Raw genomic sequence first — 20,545 nt, 5'->3', positions numbered from 1 at the left:
CACGTGGCAGAGGCGGAGCGCATCATCGGTACGCCGGACACCCCGGACGCGGGCCGGGACGGGCGGGAACGGCCCGCGGAGCCCGTGACGGGCGGGCCGGCCGGTGCCCAGGAGGGGGAGGTCCCGGCAGGCGGGTCCGGCGCCGACGGCACCGGGCCGGAGACCGAGCGCCCCCGCGGCAGGCGGCGCATCGCCGTGCTGTTCGGCGTCGCCGTCTTCGCCTACGCCCTCGACCTGATCAGCAAGATGATCGTGGTGGCCAAGCTGGAGCACCACCCGCCGATCGAGATCGTCGGCGACTGGCTGAGGTTCGAGGCGATCCGCAACGCGGGCGCGGCCTTCGGCTTCGGCGAGGCCTTCACGGTGATCTTCACGGTCATCGCGGCGACGGTGATCGTGGTGATCGTCCGGCTCGCGCGCAAGCTGTACAGCCTGCCCTGGGCGATCGCGCTCGGCATGCTGCTCGGCGGCGCCCTCGGCAATCTCACCGACCGGATCTTCCGCTCGCCGGGCGTCTTCGAGGGTGCGGTCGTCGACTTCATCGCCCCCAAGCACTTCGCCGTCTTCAACCTCGCCGACTCGGCGATCGTGTGCGGCGGCATCCTGATCGTGCTGCTGTCCTTCAGAGGACTTGATCCGGACGGCACCGTCCACAAGGACTGAGCGCGCGTTCGGTGCCCTCTCACCCGTCCGGCATACTCGACGGGTGAGCACGATTCCCGAGATCCGTACCCTGCCCGTGCCCGACGGCCTGGAGGGCGAGCGCGTCGACGCCGCCATCTCCCGCATGTTCGGCTTCTCCCGTACCAAGGCGGCCGAGCTCGCCGCCTCGGGGAAGGTCACGGTCGACGGATCGGTGGTCGGCAAGTCGGAGCGGGTCCACGGTGGCGCGTGGCTCGAGGTCGAGATGCCGCAGGCGCCCGCGCCGGTGCAGGTCGTCGCCGAGCCCGTCGAGGGCATGGAGATCGTGCACGACGACGACGACGTCGTGGTCATCGTCAAGCCGGTCGGGGTCGCCGCCCACCCGAGCCCGGGCTGGACCGGCCCCACCGTCATCGGCGGGCTCGCCGCCGCCGGCTACCGCATCTCCACCTCCGGCGCCGCCGAACGCCAGGGCATCGTGCACCGCCTCGACGTCGGCACGTCCGGCCTGATGGTGGTGGCCAAGTCGGAGTACGCGTACACGTCGCTCAAGCGCCAGTTCAAGGAGCGCACGGTCGACAAGCGGTACCACACGCTCGTCCAGGGCCACCCCGACCCGACCAGCGGCACGATCGACGCCCCCATCGGCCGGCACCCGCAGCACGACTACAAGTGGGCGGTCACCGCCGACGGCAAGCCGTCCGTCACGCACTACGACCTCATCGAGGCCTTCCGCGCCGCCTCCCTGCTCGACGTCAAGCTGGAGACCGGCCGCACCCACCAGATCCGCGTCCACATGGCCGCCCACCGGCACCCCTGCGTCGGCGACCTCACGTACGGCGCCGACCCCACGCTCGCCAAGCGGCTGCGGCTGACCCGCCAGTGGCTGCACGCGGTGCGGCTCGGCTTCGAGCACCCCGGGGACGGGCAGTGGGCCGAGTTCTCCTGCGACTACCCCGACGACCTCCAGCAGGCGCTGGACCAGGTCCGGGAGGAGACCTACGCATGACCGGCTCCCACGCCTACGCGGTCCGCGAAGCGCGCGAGCCCGGCGACCGCGAGGCGTGCTTCGCGGTGCGCAAGGAGGTCTTCGTCGCCGAGCAGGGCGTTCCCGAGGACATCGAGTACGACGCCCACGACGCCGGCGCCGTGCACGTGCTCGCGGTCCGGGAGGACGGCGCGGCGCTCGGCACCGGGAGGCTGCTGCACGGCGAGGCCGCCGCGGCGAAGAACGGCGGCGATCCGGCCGTCGGCTCCCTCGGGCGGCTCGCGGTGACGCGTGAGGCCCGGGGGCTCGGTGTCGGGGCTGCACTGGTGCGGGCCATCGAGGAGGCGGCCCTCGCGCGGGGCCTCACGGCCGTCGACCTGCACGCGCAGACCCACGCCCTCGGCTTCTACGAGCGGCTCGGCTACGAGGCGTACGGTCCGGAGTTCCCGGACGCGGGTATGCCGCACCGTGCCATGCGGCGCGTTCTCTGACCAGGGTCCGCGGTGGATTCCGCGGCCCGGCCGGGCGTTTCCCGCGTTGGTTCGGCGTCGTCGGCGGTCTCGTCCGTAGGGTCCTGCCATGACTCGGAATGTTGTGATCAGCGGGGGCGGTACGGGGATCGGGCTGGCGACCGCGCGGGTCTTCGCCGCGGACGGTGACCGGGTGCTGCTGCTCGGCCGGCGGGGGGACGTGCTGGAGCGGGCAGGGGCCGGAGTGCCGGGGGCGCTGGTGTACGCCGCCGACCTGACGGACCCGGAGGCCGTGCGCGGTGTGGCCGGCTTCGTGGGACGGGAGTTCGGCGCCGTGGACGTGCTGGTCCACAGCGCCGGGGGCAACGGGCTGCTCGAGCCGCCCGTCGGCGGGGACGACCCGCTGGACGCCGTCGCCCGCCACTGGACGGTCAACTTCCGGCTCAACCTGCTGACCGCCGTGCTGCTCACCGAGGCCCTCAGGGACCGGCTCGCCGAACCCGGCGGGCGAGTGCTGTTCCTCAGCTCCATCGCCGCCTACCGGGGTTCCGGCCAGGTGGCGTACGCGGCGGCCAAGGCGGGGCTGCATCCGTACGCCCACGACCTCGCCCGGAGGCTGGGGCCGCACGGCATCACCGTCAACGTGGTCGCGCCCGGCTACGTCGAGGACACCGGGTTCTTCGGCGACGGCATCGACGAGGAGCGGCGCGCCCGGCTGATCGCCGAGACCTCCGACCGGCGGGCCGGCACGCCCGGGGACGTCGCCTCGACCCTGCACTGGCTCGCCTCACCGGGCGCCGGACACATCACCTCGCAGATCATCCAGGTCAACGGCGGTGCCGAGCGCGGGCACTGACCGTGGTCCGGTGCCCGCGCCCGAGCGGCGCGCCGCTCAGCGTTCCCTCGGCGCGCTGTGCACCCGGCGGGGGCGCGGCAGGCTGTGGGAGGTGCGGTGGTGGTCGTCGGGGCCCGGGGGCAGGACCGCGTCGGCCGTGTTGACGCGGGGCAGCGCGTAGGGGTGTTCGGCGGCGAGCCAGCGGATCATGCGCTCGCGCACCGTGACCCGGACCGTCCAGATGTCGTCCGCGTCCTTGGCCGTCACCAGGGCCCGCACCTGCATGGTGGTGGGGCTGGTGTCCGTCACGGACAGGTCGCAGGCGCGGCCGTCCCAGGCCGGGCACTCGCGCAGGATGTCGCGGAGCCGTTCGCGCATCGCGTCCAGCGGGGCCGAGTGGTCGAGGTGCCAGAAGACGATGCCGGTCATCTGCGGCGTGCCGCGCGACCAGTTCTCGAACGGCTTGGACGTGAAGTACGACACCGGCATGGTGATCCGGCGCTCGTCCCAGGTGCGCACGGTGAGGAAGGTCAGGGTGATCTCCTCGACCGTGCCCCACTCGCCGTCCACCACGACCGTGTCCCCGATGCGCACCATGTCGCCGAAGGCGATCTGGAGCCCGGCGAACATGTTCCCCAGGGTGGACTGCGCGGCGACACCGGCGACGATGCCGAGGATGCCGGCCGAGGCCAGCAGTGAGGCGCCGGCCGCGCGCATCGCCGGGAAGGTCAGCAGCATCGCGGCCACGGCGACCACGCCGACGATCGCCGAGACCACCCGCCGGATCAGGGTGACCTGGGTCCGCACCCGGCGAACGCGGGCGGGGTCGCGGTGCGAACGGGCGTTGGCGTAGCGCGTGTAGGACATCTCCACGACCGCCGCCGCAATCCGGATCACCAGCCAGGCGGTCGATCCGATCAGCACCAGGGTCAGCGCCCGGCCGATGCCGACCCGGTGGTCCGGGAAGACCTGGGCCTCGACGTAGGACCCTCTGAGCAGGGCGGCGCAGAGCACCAGCTGGTAGGGAACACGGGCACGGCGCAGCAGACCCCACAGCGGGGTCTCGTGGTGCCGTTCGTCGGCCTTGCGCAGCAGCAGATCGGTGGCCCAGCCGAGCAGCAGCGTGAGCACGACCGAGCCGCCGACCACGATCAGCGGGCGGAGCACGTCATCCATGTCTGCGAACCTAACCGGCCACGGGCGGGCATGAACATGTGATTTCCGCACAGTGGGGGGTAGTGCCGCGATCCGGTGCGTTCACACCCGGCTGGCACCATGGGCCCCATGGACATCATGCTCTTTCACTCGACCTACGGTCTCCGGCCCGCGGTGCACCGAGCCGCGGACCGGCTGCGCGCGGCGGGACACGAGGTCCGGGTGCCCGACCTCTTCGAGGGCCGCACGTTCGACACGGTCGAGGAGGGCATGGCGCACAAGGAGGAGATCGGCAAGGACGAGCTGCTGCGGCGGGCCGTGCTCGCCGTCGCCCCCTACTCCGACCGCGGCCTGGTGTACGCCGGGTTCTCCTTCGGCGCCTCCGTCGCCCAGACGCTGGCGCTCGGCGACGACAAGGCGCGCGGTCTGCTGCTCCTGCACGGCACCTCGGACATCGCCGCCACCGCCTCGGCGGACGGGCTGCCGGTGCAGCTGCACGTCGCCGAACCGGACCCGTTCGAGACCGACGACTGGCTCGGCGCCTGGTATCTGCAGATGGGCCGGGCGGGGGCGGACGTCGAGGTGTACCGGTACGCCGGGGCCGGCCACCTCTACACCGACCCCGACCTGCCGGACTACGACGAGGAGGCCGCCGAGGCCACCTGGCGGGTGGCTCTCGGCTTCCTCGACTCGCTCCAGGAGGATCAGCCGGCGGCCCGGTAGGCGGCCCAGTTCTCCTGCATGCGCGTCACCTGGCCGGAGGTGAACTGGTACATGCACGCGTCGTACGTGTAGTCCATGAAGTTGTGGACCGGGTCCACGCCGGGCTTGCTGGCGCAGGTGTCGCGGCCCGTCGGGCACTGGTACGCGGCGCTCTTCTCGGCCGGGGTGTCGCTGACGTAGTCGCCGTTGCCGTTGCAGCCGCCCTGGAAGGTGTGGTACAGGCCCAACCAGTGGCCGACCTCGTGGGTGGCGGTGTCGCCCTCGTCGTAGTTGGTGGCCGAGCCGCCCGGCAGCGAGGCGTCGAGCACGACCACGCCGTCCATCGTCGGGTTGGACCGGTAGGAGCTGGGGAAGGTGGCCCAGCCGAGGAGACCGCCGCCGATGTTCGCGGTGTAGAAGTTGAGCGCGTTCGCGCCGCCCTTGCGCAGGGCGGACTTCATCGCCTTCTCCTCCGCCGACCCGTGGCCGACGGTGTACCAGGCGGCGTTGTCGGTGTAGTCGGTGCCGGCCAGCGTGAACTGGAAGCCCGAGTCGGTGTTTCCGGTGCCCTGGCCGGCGTAGGCCGCGTTCAGGACGTTCATCTGGGCGGTGATGTCGGCGGAGCCGAGCTTGCCGTTCTCGCCGTCGTGGATGACGTGGAAGTACACCGGGATGCTCGTCGTCGTGGCGCCGGCCGTCGTGCTGCGGCCGTTCGCGCGCAGCTTGTCGAGCCGGGCGCGCAGCTCGGCGTCCATGGCCTTGGCGCGGGACTCACTGATCTCGTTCGGCTCGGCGATGTGCTCGCCGCTGCCGGGACGGGCCTCACGGGCCGTGGCGTGGGTGTCCTCGGCGCACTCGACAGCGGTGCCGGTGCCGGCCGCGGCGATGCCGGTGGGCGCGGACAAGGGAGTGAACATCAGGGTTCCGGCCACGACGGCGGTGCCGAGAAGGCGTCTGCGCGACAGGGGAGATATCCGGGCAAGCGCACGCATGCAGGCTCCTAGCGGATGCGGTGGGGAGAGCGGCGCAGGGATCTTTCCTGGCCGCCGCCCGGAGATTACGTGGACATGACCATGTGGCAGGAGCGCTGATCAAGCCCAATCAACGGCCCGTCAAACAGGGGCAATCAGGGAGGTGAAGGAGGCTGAAACCTTCCGCCGTCCGGAGTCTGGGATCTCGACGTAACGGGGTCGGTCATCGGTCGAGTGGTGTGTCCGGATTCGGTTCACGGTGCACACCACCCGCCGGAGCGATGTGATCTCTGCTCAACGGCACGCCCCTCGATCGGGGTTGGCCGAAAACAGCCCCTGGGGGCAGGCCGGCGGGGACTACACCGGGTCGTAGGAGCGCTCGACCTTCTGCGTGCCGGTGCGCGTCCGGTACGAGCGGGCCCACTTGGAGGTGGCGTCGGCCGTACGACCGGACAGGACGTAGTAGTCCATTTGCGCACGCTCGGCGGAGATGTCCAGCACGCCGTAGCCGTGGCGGTCGGTGTCGACCCAGTGCACGTGCCGGTTGGCGGCCCGGATCAGCGGGGAGGCGACCGCCGAAACGGTGCCCTCGGGGACCTTGACGATGTCGTCGAGGTTGTCGGAGGTGACCGACGTGACGACGAACTCCGTGGCGGCGGAGGGGGACAGCGGGTAGGTACCGGCGTTCACCGGCACGTCGTTGGCCCACGCCATGTGGATGTCGCCGGTGAGGAACACCGTGTTGCGGATGGCGTGGGACCGCAGATGGGCGAGGAGTTCACGCCGGTCGTCGGTGTAGCCGTCCCACTGGTCGGTGTTGAGGGCGAGGCCCTCCTGCGGCAGACCCAGGAGCTTGGCCAGCGGCTTGAGCAGATCGGCCGGGAGCGAGCCGACCGCGAACGGGGAGATCATCACCGAGGTGCCGACCAGTCGCCAGGTGGTGTCCGACTGCGCGAGGCCCGCCTTGAGCCAGTCGAGCTGGGCGCGGCCGGTGAGGGTACGGTCCGGGTCGTCGGCGTCGCCGTCGCCGACGGAGACCTGCTGGGAGCGGAAGGAGCGCAGGTCCAGCAGCGAGAGGTCGGCGAGCCTGCCGAAGCGCAGCCGGCGGTAGGTGGTGCCGGCGAGCGCGGGGCGCACCGGCATCCACTCGAAGTACGCCTGCTTGGCGGCGGCCTGGCGGGCGGCCCAGGTGCCCTCGGCGCCCTCGGTGTGGTTCTCGGCGCCGCCCGACCAGGCGTCGTTGGCGAGCTCGTGGTCGTCCCAGATCGCCACGACCGGGGCCTTGTGGTGCAGGGCCTGGAGGTCCGGGTCGGTCTTGTACGCGCCGTGCCGGACCCGGTAGTCGGCGAGGGTGACGATCTCGTGGGCGGGCGCGTGCGGGCGGACCACCGTGCCACGGGTGCCGTACTCGCCGGTGCCGTACTCGTAGATGTAGTCGCCCAGATGCAGCCAGGCGTCCAGATCACCCCGCGACGCGAGGTGGCGGTACGCCGCGAAGTGGCCGGCCTCCCAGTTGGAACAGGAGACCACGCCGAAGCGCAGCCCGGTCACCGCGGCGTCGGCGGCGGGGGCCGTGCGGGTGCGGGCGACGGGGGAGTCGGTGCCCCCGGAGGAGAAGCGGAACCAGTAGTCGGTGGCCGGTTCCAGGCCGCGGATGTCCGCCTTGACGGTGTGGTCGGAGGCGGCGGTGGCGAGGGTGGTGCCCCTCGCCACGACGTCGGTGAACGCCCTGTCCCGGGCCACGGTCCAGCTCACCTCGGTGTCCGGGCCGATCCCGGAGCCGGGTATCGCCTCCGGCGTGGGGGTCACCCGGGTCCACAGCAGGATCCCGTCCGGCAGGGGGTCGCCGGAGGCCACGCCGTGCAGGAAGGCGGGGGCCTGCGCAGCCGCCCGGGCCGGCAGGGAGGCGGCGAGCGGGCCGGCCAGCACCGCGGTGGCGGCGGCCGCCGCCTTCACCACCGTACGGCGGCGAGGGGCAAGGGAGTTGGCGTCCGCGGTGGCGGAGGCGCCGCTTCGTGAAGATCTGTCTCGACTGGTCACGGCCGATCAGATTACTGACCGGTACGCACGAGAGCGGGCGAACTCGCCAAAGTTCGCCCGCTCTTCAGGCCGCGGTCAGCCGACCGGGAGTCAGCCCTTGAGGGCCGTGTCGATCGCCGCCTTGAACTGCTCGGCGTCCATGGGGGCGCTCTGGCCGTCGGGTCCGGTGACCTTCTTGCCGTCCATGATCAGGGTCGGGGTGCCGTTGACGCCGTCCTTGTTGGTGTCGAACGTCTTCGACATCGCGAGGGCCCAGGCGTCGTACGTGCCCTTCTTCACGGCGTCCTGGAAGGTCTTGTTGCCCTTCAGTTCGGGCACCGTGTTCGCGATGTCGATGATGTAGGCGTCGTCCTTGAACTTGTCGTCGGACTCCTTCGGGTGCCACTTCGACGAGTACATCGCCGTCTTGAAGTGGAGGAAGGCCTCGGGGCTCACGTTCAGCGCGGCGCCCAGCGCGCTCGTCGCGTTCTTGGAGCCCTCTCCGTTGGAGCCGACTTTGCCGTCGCCGAGGGAGTCGCCGTCGAGGAAGGTGCCGCCGACGAACTGGACCTTGTACTTGCCGGCCTCCAGGTCCTTGTCCAGAGTCTCGCTGGTGTTCTGCTCGAACGTCGCACAGACCGGGCAGCGCGGGTCCTCGTAGACCTTCAGGGTCTTCTTCGCGCTGTCCTTGCCGATGACGACGGTGGTGCCGTTCTGGCCCGTCGTGTTGGCGGGGGCGACGACCTTGTCGTCCTTCACGGCCTCCCAGTGGCCGGGCTTGTTGCCCTGGACCACCGCGTAGCCGATGCCGCCGGCCATGGCCAGGACGGCGACGATGGAACCGGCGACGACGAGCTGGCGCCTGACCTTGTCGCGCTTGGCCTGGCGCTCGCGCTCGACGCGCAGGCGCTCCCGGGCCGCAGACTTCGCCGCCTGGCTGTTCCGCTTGCTCATGATGATGTTCTCCACGGGGGACGCACATGTGGTGTGCGGGATACGGATGGGGACCACTGGTGCTCGAAGGTCGCCGGCGCCGGGGCAGGGGTTGCCTCAGGCGACGGCGGTCGAGCACGGCGGTCCGCGCCGTCCCAGGGAGTGCGTGAGGATCCGGGTCCGGGCCGTGACGGCCCGGTGGACCCGGCGGGCCGGGCGGCGGGCCTCGGGGGTCCGGCGCCCGGTCACCGCGGCGACGGCCAGCAGCAGCGGCCGGACCGCCGTGGACGCCGTCGCCCGCAGCAGCTGGACCAGCGCCCGCTCGCCCCGCCGCAGCCAGGCCGCGGCGAACAGGCCGACGCCGATGTGCGCGGCGAGCAGCAGCCATGCGGTGCTCGGGTCGGCCTGGGCCAGCAGGCCGGCCAGCCGCTCGCCGCCGGTGTCGGCGGCCCCGGTCACCCGGGCGAGCGGGGAGCCCACACTGGTGCCGTCGCCGCACAGCACGTCGAGTCCGAGGGAGCGCAGCGGACCCGCGACCGGGCCGCCGGCCCGGCCGTAGCAGACGTGCTGACCGGTGGTGAAGACGGTGTCGGCGGCGAGCTCCAGCGGAATCAGCAGCGCCGCGATCCGCCCGAACGAACGCTCGCGGCCCGCCAGGGCGTACGCCGGCACGAACACGGCGGCGGTGATCACGGCCACCGTGTTCAGCGGCAGCGGAGCCCCGGACAGCAGCACGTGCGACGCGGTGCTGAGCGTCACGACCACCGCCGTGAACAGCGCCGCGCGGACGGCTCTGAGCTGGGTTCCGGTTATGTCCATGGCGAGGGAGAGTCTGTCACGTCCGGCGGTAAGGGGTGTCTAAAGGGTTCCTGTGGAGGCGTGCCCCCGGGCGGGACGCGGTCTCACAGCCCCGGGATCCTGCCGTTGCGGAACAGGTCCAGGAAGATCTGGTGGTCGGCGCGCGCCCGTGCGCCGTAGGCGTGCGCGAAGTCGACCAGCAGGGGTGCCAGGCCGTCCTCGTCGGCGGCGATCGCCGCGTCGATGGCGCGCTCGGTGGAGAACGGGACCAGGGACTCGCCGGAGGTGTCGTCCGCCGCCGCGTGCATCGTGGCCGTGGCCCGGCCGAGGTCGGCGACGACCTGGGCGATCTCCTCCGGGTCGTCGATGTCGCCCCAGTCCAGGTCCACGGCGTACGGCGAGACCTCGGCGACCAGCTGTCCCGCGCCGTCCAGCTCGGTCCAGCCCAGCCACGGGTCGGCGTGTGCCTGGAGGGCCCGCTGGGAGATCACCGTGCGGTGGCCCTCGTGCCGGAAGTAGCCGCGGATCGCCGGGTCGGTGATGTGGCGGGAAACCGCCGGGGTCTGGGCCTGCTTGATGTAGATCACCACGTCGTTCTCCAGGGCGTCGCTGTGGCCCTCGAGGAGGATGTTGTACGACGGCAGCCCGGCCGAGCCGATGCCGACGCCGCGGCGGCCCACCACGTCCTTCACGCGGTAGGAGTCCGGGCGGGCCAGGGAGGCGTCCGGCAGGGTCTCCAGATAGCCGTCGAAGGCGGCGAGCACCTTGTAGCGCGTGGCCGCGTCCAGCTCGACCGCGCCGCCGCCGGGGGCGAAGCGGCGCTCGAAGTCGCGGATCTCGGTCATCGAATCCAGCAGCGAGAAGCGGGTCAGCGAGCGGGCGTCGCGCAGCGCGTCCAGCAGCGGGCCCTGCGCGGTGTCCAGCGTGAACGGGGGCACCTCGTCGCTCTTGGCGCCGGTGGCCAGCGCGTGGACGCGCTCGCGGTACGCGCCCGCGTAGACGGTCACCAGCTCGGTGATCTGCTCGTCGCTGAGCGCCTTGGCGTAGCCGATCAGGGCCACGGAGGCCGCGAAGCGCTGGAGGTCCCAGAGGAAGGGGCCGACGTACGCCTCGTCGAAGTCGTTGACGTTGAACACCAGGCGGCCGTTCGAATCCATGTACGTGCCGAAGTTCTCCGCGTGCAGATCGCCGTGGATCCACACGCGTGAGGTGCGGTCGTCCAGGTAGGGGCCGCTGTACGTCCTCCCGGCCCCCCGCCCGGCGTCCGCGGCGTCCAGATCGTGGTAGAAGAGGCACGCCGTGCCCCGGTAGAACGCGAAGGCGGAGGCCGCCATCTTGCGGAACTTCACCCGGAACGCGGCCGGGTCGGCGGCCAGGAGCTCGCCGAAGGCGGTGTCGAGGACGGCGAGGATCTCCTCGCCGCGGTGCTCGTCGTTGAGCTGCGGGACCGACATCGCTGGGTGCCTCCTGGTGCATGACGTTGCGGGGACGGCTGATCCGTCCCCTGTCCAACGCGCCACGGCGCACGCGAGTGCCCGTGACCCTCGCCCGAAGGTACGTCCCGTCGCCCCCCGGGTGTCAGTGCCGGGGCATAGACTTCGACGCTGTCCACCGGACTGCCCTGCGGCCGTCCGCGGACCGTCCGCCGCCCGTCGCCGAGCGTTCTCCCTGGAGGCCCGACCGTGTCAAAGCCGCCGTTCACGCACCTGCACGTCCACACCCAGTACTCGCTGCTGGACGGTGCCGCGCGGCTGAAGGACATGTTCAACGCCTGCAACGAGATGGGCATGACGCACATCGCCATGTCCGACCACGGCAACCTGCACGGGGCGTACGACTTCTTCCACACGGCACAGAAGGCCGGAATCACCCCGATCATCGGGATCGAGGCGTATGTCGCCCCGGAGTCGCGCCGCAACAAGCGCAAGATCCTCTGGGGCCAGCCGCACCAGAAGCGGGACGACATCTCGGGCTCCGGCGGTTACACCCACAAGACGATCTGGGCGGTCGACAGGACGGGCCTGCACAACCTGTTCCGGCTCTCCTCCGACGCCTACGCCGAGGGCTGGCTCCAGAAGTGGCCCCGGATGGACAAGGAGACCATCGCCCAGTGGTCCGAGGGCCTGGTCGCCTCCACCGGCTGTCCCTCCGGCGAGGTCCAGACCCGGCTGCGCCTCGGCCACTTCGACGAGGCGCTCAAGGCGGCGTCCGACTACCAGGACATCTTCGGCAAGGACCGCTACTTCCTGGAGCTGATGGACCACGGCATCGACATCGAGCACCGGGTGCGCGACGGCCTTCTGGAGATCGGCCGGAAGCTCGGCATCCCCCCGCTGGTCACCAACGACTCGCACTACACGTACGCCCACGAGGCGGGTGCCCACGACGCGCTGCTGTGCATCCAGACCGGCAAGAACCTCTCCGACCCCGACCGCTTCAAGTTCGACGGCACCGGCTACTACCTGAAGTCCACCGAGGAGATGTACGCCATCGACTCCTCGGACGCCTGGCAGGAGGGTTGCGCCAACACCCGCCTGATCGCCGAAATGGTCGACACCACGGGCATGTTCGAGAAGCGCGACCTGATGCCCAAGTTCGACATCCCGCAGGGGTACACCGAGGTCAGCTGGTTCCGCGAGGAAGTCATGCGCGGCATGCACCGCCGCTTCCCGGACGGCATCCCGGACGACCGCATGAAGCAGGTCGAGTACGAGATGGACACCATCATCTCGATGGGCTTCCCCGGGTACTTCCTCGTGGTCGCCGACTTCATCATGTGGGCCAAGAAGCAGGGCATCGCCGTCGGCCCCGGCCGAGGATCCGCGGCCGGCTCGATCGTCGCCTACGCGCTCGGCATCACCGACCTCGACCCCATCCCGCACGGCCTGATCTTCGAGCGGTTCCTCAACCCCGAGCGCATCTCCATGCCCGACGTCGACATCGACTTCGACGAGCGCCGGCGCGTCGAGGTGATCAGGTACGTCACGGAGAAGTACGGCGCCGACAAGGTGGCCATGATCGGCACCTACGGCACCATCAAGGCCAAGAACGCGATCAAGGACTCCGCGCGCGTGCTGGGCTACCCGTACGCGATGGGCGACCGCATCACCAAGGCGATGCCCGCCGACGTCCTCGGCAAGGGCATCCCGCTGTCCGGCATCACCGACCCCGGCCACCCCCGGTACTCGGAGGCGGGCGAGGTCCGCGCGATGTACGAGAACGAGCCGGACGTGAAGAAGGTCATCGACACCGCCCGCGGCGTGGAGGGCCTGGTCCGGCAGATGGGTGTGCACGCGGCCGGCGTGATCATGTCCAGCGAGACCATCACCGAGCACGTCCCGGTCTGGGTCAGGCACACCGACGGCGTGACCATCACGCAGTGGGACTACCCGAGCTGCGAGTCGCTCGGCCTGCTGAAGATGGACTTCCTGGGCCTGCGCAACCTGACGATCATGGACGACGCCGTCAAGATGGTGAAGGCCAACAAGGGGATCGACATCGATCTCCTGGGCCTCCCGCTCGACGACCCCACGACCTTCGAACTGCTCCAGCGCGGCGACACCCTCGGCGTGTTCCAGTTCGACGGCGGCCCGATGCGCTCCCTGCTCCGGCTGATGAAGCCGGACAACTTCGAGGACATCTCCGCCGTGTCGGCCCTGTACCGGCCGGGCCCGATGGGCATGAACTCCCACACCAACTACGCGCTGCGCAAGAACGGCCAGCAGGAGATCACGCCGATCCACCCCGAGCTGGAGGAGCCGCTCAAGGAGGTCCTGGATGTCACCTACGGCCTGATCGTCTACCAGGAGCAGGTGCAGAAGGCCGCCCAGATCATCGCCGGCTACTCGCTCGGCGAGGCCGACATCCTCCGCCGCGTGATGGGCAAGAAGAAGCCCGAGGAGCTGGAGAAGAACTTCGTCATCTTCCAGGCCGGCGCCCGCAGGAACGGCTACAGCGACGAGGCGATCCAGGCCCTGTGGGACGTGCTGGTGCCCTTCGCCGGCTACGCCTTCAACAAGGCGCACTCCGCCGCGTACGGACTGGTCTCGTACTGGACCGCCTACCTCAAGGCGAACCATCCCGCCGAGTACATGGCCGCGCTGCTCACCTCGGTGAAGGACGACAAGGACAAGTCGGCCGTCTACCTCAACGAGTGCCGTCGCATGGGCATCAAGGTGCTCCCGCCGAACGTCAACGAGTCCGAGTCCAACTTCGCCGCCCAGGGCGACGACGTGATCCTCTTCGGCCTGTCCGCGGTGCGCAACGTCGGCACCAACGTAGTGGAGTCGATCATCAGGTGTCGCAAGGCCAAGGGGAAGTACACCTCCTTCCCGGACTACCTCGACAAGGTCGACGCGGTCGTCTGCAACAAGCGCACCACCGAGTCGCTGATCAAGGCCGGCGCCTTCGACAGCCTCGGCCACACCCGCAAGGGCCTCACCGCCCAGTACGAGCCGATGATCGACAACGTGGTCGCGGTCAAGCGCAAGGAGGCCGAGGGGCAGTTCGACCTCTTCGGCGGGATGGGCGAGCAGGACACCAGCGAGCCGGGCTTCGGGCTCGACGTGGAGTTCTCCACCGACGAGTGGGACAAGACGTACCTGCTCGCCCAGGAACGCGAGATGCTCGGTCTGTACGTTTCCGACCACCCGCTGTTCGGCCTGGAGCACGTGCTGTCCGACAAGGCCGACGCGGGCATCTCCCAGCTCACCGGCGGCGACTTCGGTGACGGCGCGGTGGTCACCATCGGCGGCATCATCTCGGGCCTCCAGCGCAAGATGACCAAGCAGGGCAACGCCTGGGCCATCGCCACCGTGGAGGACCTCGCGGGCTCCATCGAGTGCATGTTCTTCCCGGCCACCTACCAGCTGGTGTCCACCCAACTCGTCGAGGACGCGGTGGTGTTCGTCAAGGGCCGGCTCGACAAGCGCGAGGACGTGCCGCGGCTGGTGGCGATGGAACTGATGGTGCCCGACCTGTCCAACGCGGGCACCAACGCACCGGTCGTCCTCACCATCCCGGCGACGCGCGTGACCCCGCCGATGGTGAGCCGGCTCGGCGAGATCCTCAGCCACCACAAGGGTGACAGCGAGGTCCGCATCAAGCTCCAGGGCCCGACGAAGACCACGGTGCTGCGTCTGGACCGGCACCGGGTCAAGCCCGACCCGGCTCTCTTCGGCGACCTCAAGGTCCTCCTCGGGCCGTCCTGCCTGGCCGGTTGAGCCCGGGACGCGCGGAAGGGGCGCGCCCGGTCCCGGGTGCGCCCCTCGCCGTCGTGCCCGGGTCCCAACGACCCGTCGGGCGACGTCAGTTGTGACCGAAGCTGCGCTTCCGCTTCCGGGTCGCCACCTCGCCGGGCGTCGTCTCGATGTCGGACTGCGTCTCGGCCTGCGCGGCGGGCATCCGCTCGGCCCGCTGACCACGGTTGGTCGGGCGCTGCTTACGGTCACGATTCTTGTTCTTGGCCATGGTGATGCCTCCTGTGGGGGATCTAGGGGCCGGAACCAGATTCACACAGCCCGATAACGCTCGCATGCCGGACAATTACCGTCCGTGACATGCCTCCTCGGTGGAGGAAGTGGGGAAACGCCACGCCGAAGATCGAGTTCGGGCCGTTAACCCCGGCGTGGTCGGGCAGACTCGAAGCAAGCCCGAAGCAAACCTCCCGGAAAGAGGGTGGATCGCGTGGACCGCTGCATCGTCCTGGTGGACGCCGGGTATCTGCTGGGGGCCGCCGCCAGTCTCCTCGCCGGTGAACCCTCGCGGTCCCGGATCACCGTGGACCACGCCGCCCTCATCCAGGCGCTGCGCGAACGCGCCGAGTCCGACACGCAGCAGCCCCTGCTGCGCATCTACTGGTTCGACGGCGCCCCCGACCGCGTCCCGCAGCCCGAGCACCGCCGGCTGCGTGTGATGCCCCGGGTCACCGTGCGGCTCGGTGCGCTGACCCGCAGCGACGGACGCTGGGCGCAGAAGGGCGTGGACGCCGCGATGCACGCCGAGCTGACCGAGCTGGCCCGCAACCGCGCCTGCTCCGACATCGTCCTCGTGACCGGGGACGGGGACCTGCTGCCGGGCATGATGGCCGCCAAGGAGCACGGCGTCGCCGTCCACCTGTGGGCCGTGCAGGCGGCCGACGGCGACTACAACCAGTCCGAGGACCTGGTCGCCGAGGCCGACGAACGCCGGGTGCTGGACCGGGCGTGGATCACCAAGGCGGTCCGCGCCAAGGAGATCACCGGGGCCTGCGCGCCGCCGCCCGCCGCCCGGCCCGAGATCGCCGCGATCCTCTCCGCGCCGCTGCCGGAGTCCGCGCTCGCCGCGGCAGCCGAACGAACCACGCAGGAGGCACGGCACACCGCCTCTGCCACGAACGGCACCGCCGAGCGGGCGCCCGCGGCCAAGGGCGTGCCCACCCCCAAGGACCTGGCAGCGCTGCGCAGCCACGGCGCCCACCAGCCCCAGCAGCCCGCCTCGGCGACCCTGCGCTGGTCCTCCGACAAGGGCTGGGTGGACCGGCCCGTCGCCGAGCCGCCCGAAGCCGCGTCCATGCCGACGCTGGCACAGCTGACCACGGCGGAGCAGCGCTGGGCCGACCGCGAGGAGGACATCACCACCGTCGGCGGGGACCCCTTCGAGGTGGGGCAGGTCTTCGCCCGGCGCTGGGTGGAGCGGCTGGGCGACCAGACGCACATCCAGAAGCTGTCCGGCATGTACCCCCGCATCCCGCACCGCATCGACGGCGAGCTGCTGCGCTACGCGGCCCGCTTCGGCCTGCTCGCCCACAAGGACGACCAGATCGACGAACGCGACCGCTACGCCATCCGGGCCGGCTTCTGGCGGGAGGTCGACCTCCGCACGGGGACCGAACGGGCGGCATCGGGGGAGTGAGGGCCCGCCCGCCCGGCCGGTCACCGGGGCGGCGGGCGTCGGCGCGGGACCGCGGGGAAGGGACGATCGGGCTACCCGGGGAGGGGCCGGGGGCGCCGACCCCGTAGTCTCGTTGCTTGTGAGTACGCGCGCGGCACAGGCATCCCGGCACGGTGGTGACGTCGTGTGTGCGGTGCGCGGGCTGACCAAGACCTATCCGGCGGTGCGCGGACGGCGCGGGGTGCAGGCCACCCCCGAGGTCCGCGCCACCGACGACGTACGGCTCGACATCCGGCGCGGCGAGATCTTCGGGCTGCTCGGACCGAACGGCGCCGGCAAGTCCACCCTCGTGCGCCAGCTCACCGGGTTGATGAGGCCCGACCGCGGCAGCGTGGAGATCCTCGGCCACGACATCGTGCGCCACCCCGAGCGGGCCGCCCGGATCCTCGCCTACCTCGGACAGGAGTCCACCGCCCTGGACGAGCTCACGGTGTCCCTCGCCGCCGAGACCACCGGACGGCTGCGCGGCCTCGACGTGCGCCGGGCGCGGGCCGAGCGGGACGCCGTCCTGGAGGAGCTGGGGCTCACCCCGATCGCGGGCCGTCCGCTGAAGAAGCTGTCCGGCGGTCAGCGCCGGCTGGCCTGCTTCGCCGCCGCGCTGGTGGGCGAGCGGCCCCTGCTGGTGCTCGACGAGCCCACCACCGGCCTGGACCCGGTCGCCCGGCGCGCGGTGTGGTCCGCCGTCGACCGGCGCCGGGCCGAGCGCGGCACCACCGTGCTGCTCGTCACCCACAACGTCATCGAGGCCGAGACCGTCCTCGACCGCGTCGCCGTCCTCGACCGGGGCCGGGTGATCGCCTGCGACAGCCCCTCCGGGCTGAAGGAGCAGGTCGCCGGCGAGGTACGGGTCGACCTGGTGTGGCGCGAGGCCCCCCCACTGCACGTCCCGGAGGTCGCCGCGCTGCGGGACCGGGCCGTCGAGTCGGGCCGCCGCTGGACGCTGCGCCTGGCGCCCGAGGAGGCCCGTACGGTGGTCGCCACCGTCACCGGCGGCGCCGCCTTCGCCGCCCTGGACGACTTCACGCTGGCCACCCCGAGCCTCGAGGACGTGTACCTCGCGCTGGGCGGCGCCGTGCGGCAGGGACTGGTGAAGGCGTGAGCACACGGGCGACCGCATCCGTACCGAGCAGGGCGACTGCCGCAGTGGACCCGAGCGAAGGGGAGCAGCACGACGTGAGTGTCGTACCCGCCGATGTCCTGCCGGGCGCCGCCCTGGCAGCCGAGGAGGCCACCGGCCCGGCCCCGGCCGAGCTCGGCCCCAGGGCGCGGCTGTGGCCCTCGCTGGCGGCCGTGTACCGGGCACAGCTGTCCCGGGCGCGGGTGGCGCGGATCCCGTTGCTGTTCGTGGCGACCTTCCAGTCCGTCGGGATCATGATCCTCATGCGCGGGGTCGTGGACGGCGGCGGCGAGGCCCGTGCGGTGGTCGCCGGGTCGTCGGTCCTGGTCGTCGCCTTCGTCGCGCTGAACCTGCTCGCCCAGTACTTCGGCCAGCTGCGGGCCAGCGGCGGTCTCGACCACTACGCGACGCTGCCGGTGCCGCCGGCGGCGGTGGTGCTGGGCGCGGCGGGCGCGTATGCGTCCTTCACCGTGCCCGGGACCGTGGTGACCGCCGTGTTCGGGTGCGTGCTGTTCGGGCTGCCGCTGGCGCACCTGTGGGTGCTCGCCGCGGTGATCCCGCTCGCCGGCGCCGCGCTCGCCGGTCTCGGCGCGGCCCTGGGCCTGCTGGCGCCGCGCCCGGAACTGGCCACGCTGCTGGGCCAGCTGGGCATGTCGGCGGCGCTGCTGCTGGGCGTGCTGCCGGCGGACCGGATGCCGGAGGCGGTGCGGTTCGCCCGGGACCTGCTGCCGTCGACGTACGGCGTCGAAGCCCTCGCGCGGACCTTCGGACCGCGTCCCGACTGGGCCCTCGTGCTCGGTGACCTCGCCGTGTGCGGGGCGGTCGGTGTGATCTCGCTGGCGGTGGCGACCTGGGCGTACCGCAGGGCCGCCGTCCGGTGACGCGCCGCCCGGCCGCGCCTGGCACGATGTCAGGGTGACCGCACCTCTGACGCCACCACCGCCCCCGCACGAACACTCCGCCCACGACGAATGGCAGCCGCCGTCCGCCGGGCACGTGGCCGCCGCGCCGAAGGACGCCGGGCAGGGCGGGCAGGAGCGGAGCGGCGGCTGGTACGAACAGGACGGCCCCGGGATGAAGACGGAAGTGCGGGAGGCCGTCGTGGCCGCGGTGGTGGTGGCGCTCGGCGGGCTGGTCCTCGGAGCACTGTGGTGGTGGCTGGCGCCGCGCGTGCCGCTGGTGGGCGAGGTGTCCGGTGACAACTGGGTCGTCTACCTCAAGGACACCGAGGGCGAGCAGGCCGTGGGCGTCGACGGGACGTTCACGCTGCTGGCGCTGGCCTTCGGCGCGGTCAGCGCGCTCGTCGCGTTCCTGGTGCGGCGGCGCGGCGGAGTGCCGCTGGTGGTGGCCCTGGCCGTCGGCGGGCTGCTCGGCTCGCTGCTGGCATGGCGGCTCGGGGTGTGGCTCGGGCCCGCGCAGGACGTCATCGCCCACGCCAAGGACGTCGGCAAGGGCGTGACCTTCGACGCCCCGCTGAAGCTGGGGGCCAAGGGGGCACTGCTGGCGTGGCCGGTGTCGGCGCTGGTGCTGCACCTGGGGCTCACCGCGCTGTTCGGCCCCCGCGACCCCGAGCCGTACGGCCCCGCACCCTACGGCGCCGACCCGTACGGGTCCGCCGGATCCTGACCCGCCGGCCCCCGGGCCGCACGCGTGGGTCCTGGCGGGACCCGGTGGGGTCAGGCCGAACGCGGCGTGGCGGGACCCGGTGTGGTCAGCCGCGGCCGATCGGGGCGAAGACCGCGCGCGTGAGCCCGGCCAGGTCGTCGGGGGAGAGCTCGACCTCCAGGCCGCGGCGGCCGGCGGAGACGCAGACGGTCTTGTGGGACGAGGCCGACGCGTCGAGGACCGTGGGGAGCTTCTTGCGCTGCCCCAGGGGGGAGATCCCGCCCCGGACGTACCCCGTGGAGCGCTCCGCCAGCGCCGGATCGGCCATCGCGGCGCGCTTGCCGCCCACCGCCGCCGCCAGGGCCTTCAGGTCCAGCTGGCCCGCGACCGGCACGATCGCCACGGTCAGCGTGCCGTCGACGTCCGCCACCAGCGTCTTGAACACACGGTCCGGGGAGACGCCCATCGCCTCGGCCGCCTCCTCCCCGTAGGAGGGGTGGGAGGGATCGTGCTCGTAGGAGTGGACGGTGTACTCCACCCCGGCCGCGGTCAGGGCCACCGTGGCGGGCGTTCCACCGGGCTGCTGCTTCTTGGACTTCTTCGCCATGCGGGCCTGTACCCCAGACACTCGTACGTCAGTTCAGACTCGTCGGGCCGCGCGTCAGGTCCGACGCGGGCAACGACGGCAGGCTACGGAGGATGGCCGTCTCCGCGCGAAGGAGTTTCAGCTCGTCGCGCAGGCGCGAGGCGGTGTCCGGCGCCTGGAGCAGACGCTGCTTCGTCGGGGTGTCCAGCACCATCGCGGCGGCCACCAGGTAGGAGACGACACCCGGCTCGTCCGGCAGCTCCGCGCCGGTCGCCAGGGACCGTTCGCGCGCTCCGGCCAGCCGCTTCTGGTACTGGCGGAACGCCCTGAGCACGCCTTCCGCCAGCGCGCCCGCCTCGTCGCCCGGCTCCTCCGCCAACGGCTCCAGCTCCGCCGTCAGATACGGCCCCGAGGCGTCGACCGACAGCAGCCGCACCCGGGTCGTGCCGGTCGCCAGCACCTCGAAGGTGCCGTCGGCCCGCTCCCGGATCGTCGCCGCGTCGGCCACGCACCCCACCTTGTGGAACGCGTGGGCCGGGTCGGTGCCGAAGCCCGCCGCGGGACCCCGCTCGGGCAGGGTCGTCGGATCCGGCATGCCGGGGGCGCTGGGCGCCACCTCGTGGCCGTCACGGATCGCCACGACGGCGAACCGGCGCGGCTCGTCCTCCGGCGTCTTCAGCAGCTCGCGCATCATGGCGCGATACCGCTCCTCGAAGACGTTGAGCGGCAGCACGAGCCCGGGGAACAGCACCGAGTTCAGGGGGAAGAGCGGGAGCCGGACGGTGGTCACGACG

General features: G+C 71.7%; 19 protein-coding genes. 10 read left to right on the top strand and 9 right to left on the bottom strand.

Going from position 1 to position 20,545, the window contains the following annotated elements:
- The first annotated feature begins 3 nt into the window (after positions 1-3).
- The 4 genes from lspA to ACFYOV_RS00700 all read left to right on the top strand — a co-directional run bounded on the left by lspA (position 4) and on the right by ACFYOV_RS00700 (position 2,956).
- Positions 4-663 (top strand): signal peptidase II, encoded by a 660-nt coding sequence (gene lspA / locus ACFYOV_RS00715; protein WP_389081026.1) that lies wholly within the window; start codon positions 4-6, stop codon positions 661-663.
- Between the two features lie 43 nt (positions 664-706).
- Positions 707-1,651 (top strand): RluA family pseudouridine synthase, encoded by a 945-nt coding sequence (locus ACFYOV_RS00710; protein ID WP_389081024.1) that lies wholly within the window; start codon positions 707-709, stop codon positions 1,649-1,651.
- Positions 1,648-2,121, top strand: a complete 474-nt coding sequence (locus ACFYOV_RS00705) for a GNAT family N-acetyltransferase (protein ID WP_389081021.1) — start codon at positions 1,648-1,650, stop codon at positions 2,119-2,121. Before ACFYOV_RS00710 ends, ACFYOV_RS00705 begins: the two co-directional genes overlap by 4 nt.
- Positions 2,122-2,209: 88 nt before the next feature.
- Positions 2,210-2,956, top strand: coding sequence for an SDR family NAD(P)-dependent oxidoreductase (locus tag ACFYOV_RS00700; protein ID WP_389081019.1), 747 nt, complete (start codon positions 2,210-2,212; stop codon positions 2,954-2,956).
- A gap of 36 nt (positions 2,957-2,992) precedes the next feature.
- Here the strand turns inward: ACFYOV_RS00700 and ACFYOV_RS00695 are convergent, their stop codons facing one another.
- On the bottom strand, positions 2,993-4,111 hold the full coding sequence (locus tag ACFYOV_RS00695) for a mechanosensitive ion channel family protein (RefSeq protein WP_389081017.1): 1,119 nt from the start codon (positions 4,109-4,111) through the stop codon (positions 2,993-2,995).
- A 108-nt stretch (positions 4,112-4,219) separates the two neighbouring features.
- On the opposite strand from ACFYOV_RS00695, the gene ACFYOV_RS00690 reads away from it, so the two are divergent.
- Positions 4,220-4,813, top strand: a complete 594-nt coding sequence (locus tag ACFYOV_RS00690; protein WP_389081015.1) for a dienelactone hydrolase family protein — start codon at positions 4,220-4,222, stop codon at positions 4,811-4,813.
- On the opposite strand, the gene ACFYOV_RS00685 is transcribed toward ACFYOV_RS00690, so the two are convergent.
- The 5 genes from ACFYOV_RS00685 to ACFYOV_RS00665 all read right to left on the bottom strand — a co-directional run bounded on the left by ACFYOV_RS00685 (position 4,795) and on the right by ACFYOV_RS00665 (position 10,967).
- Complete coding sequence (locus ACFYOV_RS00685) at positions 4,795-5,784, bottom strand: zinc metalloprotease (RefSeq protein WP_389081012.1); 990 nt, start codon at positions 5,782-5,784, stop codon at positions 4,795-4,797. The genes ACFYOV_RS00690 and ACFYOV_RS00685 overlap by 19 nt on opposite strands.
- 336 nt (positions 5,785-6,120) lie before the next feature.
- The gene (locus tag ACFYOV_RS00680) at positions 6,121-7,803 is read right to left on the bottom strand and encodes an alkaline phosphatase D family protein (RefSeq protein ID WP_389081010.1); all 1,683 of its coding nucleotides are present in this window, start codon (positions 7,801-7,803) and stop codon (positions 6,121-6,123) included.
- A 90-nt stretch (positions 7,804-7,893) separates the two neighbouring features.
- Positions 7,894-8,736 (bottom strand): DsbA family protein, encoded by an 843-nt coding sequence (locus ACFYOV_RS00675; protein ID WP_389081007.1) that lies wholly within the window; start codon positions 8,734-8,736, stop codon positions 7,894-7,896.
- A gap of 96 nt (positions 8,737-8,832) precedes the next feature.
- A complete protein-coding gene (locus ACFYOV_RS00670; protein WP_389081005.1) occupies positions 8,833-9,534 on the bottom strand; it encodes a hypothetical protein in 702 nt (233 codons plus the stop codon).
- 83 nt (positions 9,535-9,617) lie between these two features.
- A complete protein-coding gene (locus ACFYOV_RS00665; protein WP_389081002.1) occupies positions 9,618-10,967 on the bottom strand; it encodes a DUF2252 domain-containing protein in 1,350 nt (449 codons plus the stop codon).
- Positions 10,968-11,195: 228 nt separating this feature from the next.
- On the opposite strand from ACFYOV_RS00665, the gene dnaE reads away from it, so the two are divergent.
- Positions 11,196-14,735, top strand: a complete 3,540-nt coding sequence (gene dnaE / locus ACFYOV_RS00660; RefSeq protein WP_389081000.1) for a DNA polymerase III subunit alpha — start codon at positions 11,196-11,198, stop codon at positions 14,733-14,735.
- Between the two features lie 85 nt (positions 14,736-14,820).
- On the opposite strand, the gene ACFYOV_RS00655 is transcribed toward dnaE, so the two are convergent.
- On the bottom strand, positions 14,821-14,982 hold the full coding sequence (locus ACFYOV_RS00655) for a hypothetical protein (protein WP_389080998.1): 162 nt from the start codon (positions 14,980-14,982) through the stop codon (positions 14,821-14,823).
- Between the two features lie 216 nt (positions 14,983-15,198).
- Between ACFYOV_RS00655 and ACFYOV_RS00650 the strand changes: the two genes are divergently transcribed.
- From ACFYOV_RS00650 to ACFYOV_RS00635, 4 genes are all read left to right on the top strand, one after another.
- Positions 15,199-16,404: an NYN domain-containing protein gene (locus ACFYOV_RS00650; protein WP_389080996.1), complete on the top strand. Its 1,206-nt coding sequence runs from the start codon at positions 15,199-15,201 to the stop codon at positions 16,402-16,404.
- A 163-nt stretch (positions 16,405-16,567) separates the two neighbouring features.
- Positions 16,568-17,542 (top strand): ABC transporter ATP-binding protein, encoded by a 975-nt coding sequence (locus ACFYOV_RS00645; protein ID WP_389080993.1) that lies wholly within the window; start codon positions 16,568-16,570, stop codon positions 17,540-17,542.
- Between the two features lie 74 nt (positions 17,543-17,616).
- A complete protein-coding gene (locus tag ACFYOV_RS00640; RefSeq protein ID WP_389080991.1) occupies positions 17,617-18,441 on the top strand; it encodes an ABC transporter permease in 825 nt (274 codons plus the stop codon).
- A gap of 34 nt (positions 18,442-18,475) precedes the next feature.
- The gene (locus ACFYOV_RS00635; RefSeq protein ID WP_389080988.1) at positions 18,476-19,186 is read left to right on the top strand and encodes an AAA family ATPase; all 711 of its coding nucleotides are present in this window, start codon (positions 18,476-18,478) and stop codon (positions 19,184-19,186) included.
- Between the two features lie 85 nt (positions 19,187-19,271).
- On the opposite strand, the gene ybaK is transcribed toward ACFYOV_RS00635, so the two are convergent.
- Both ybaK and ACFYOV_RS00625 read right to left on the bottom strand, forming a co-directional pair.
- Positions 19,272-19,772: a Cys-tRNA(Pro) deacylase gene (gene ybaK / locus ACFYOV_RS00630; RefSeq protein WP_389080985.1), complete on the bottom strand. Its 501-nt coding sequence runs from the start codon at positions 19,770-19,772 to the stop codon at positions 19,272-19,274.
- 28 nt (positions 19,773-19,800) lie between these two features.
- Positions 19,801-20,541, bottom strand: a complete 741-nt coding sequence (locus ACFYOV_RS00625; RefSeq protein WP_389080983.1) for an LON peptidase substrate-binding domain-containing protein — start codon at positions 20,539-20,541, stop codon at positions 19,801-19,803.
- Positions 20,542-20,545: the final 4 nt, after the last annotated feature.

This window comes from Streptomyces sp. NPDC005931, from assembly GCF_042871235.1.
Lineage (GTDB): Bacteria > Actinomycetota > Actinomycetes > Streptomycetales > Streptomycetaceae > Streptomyces.
Note: the sequence above shows the minus strand (reverse complement) of the source record. Positions and strands in the feature narration are given on the sequence as shown.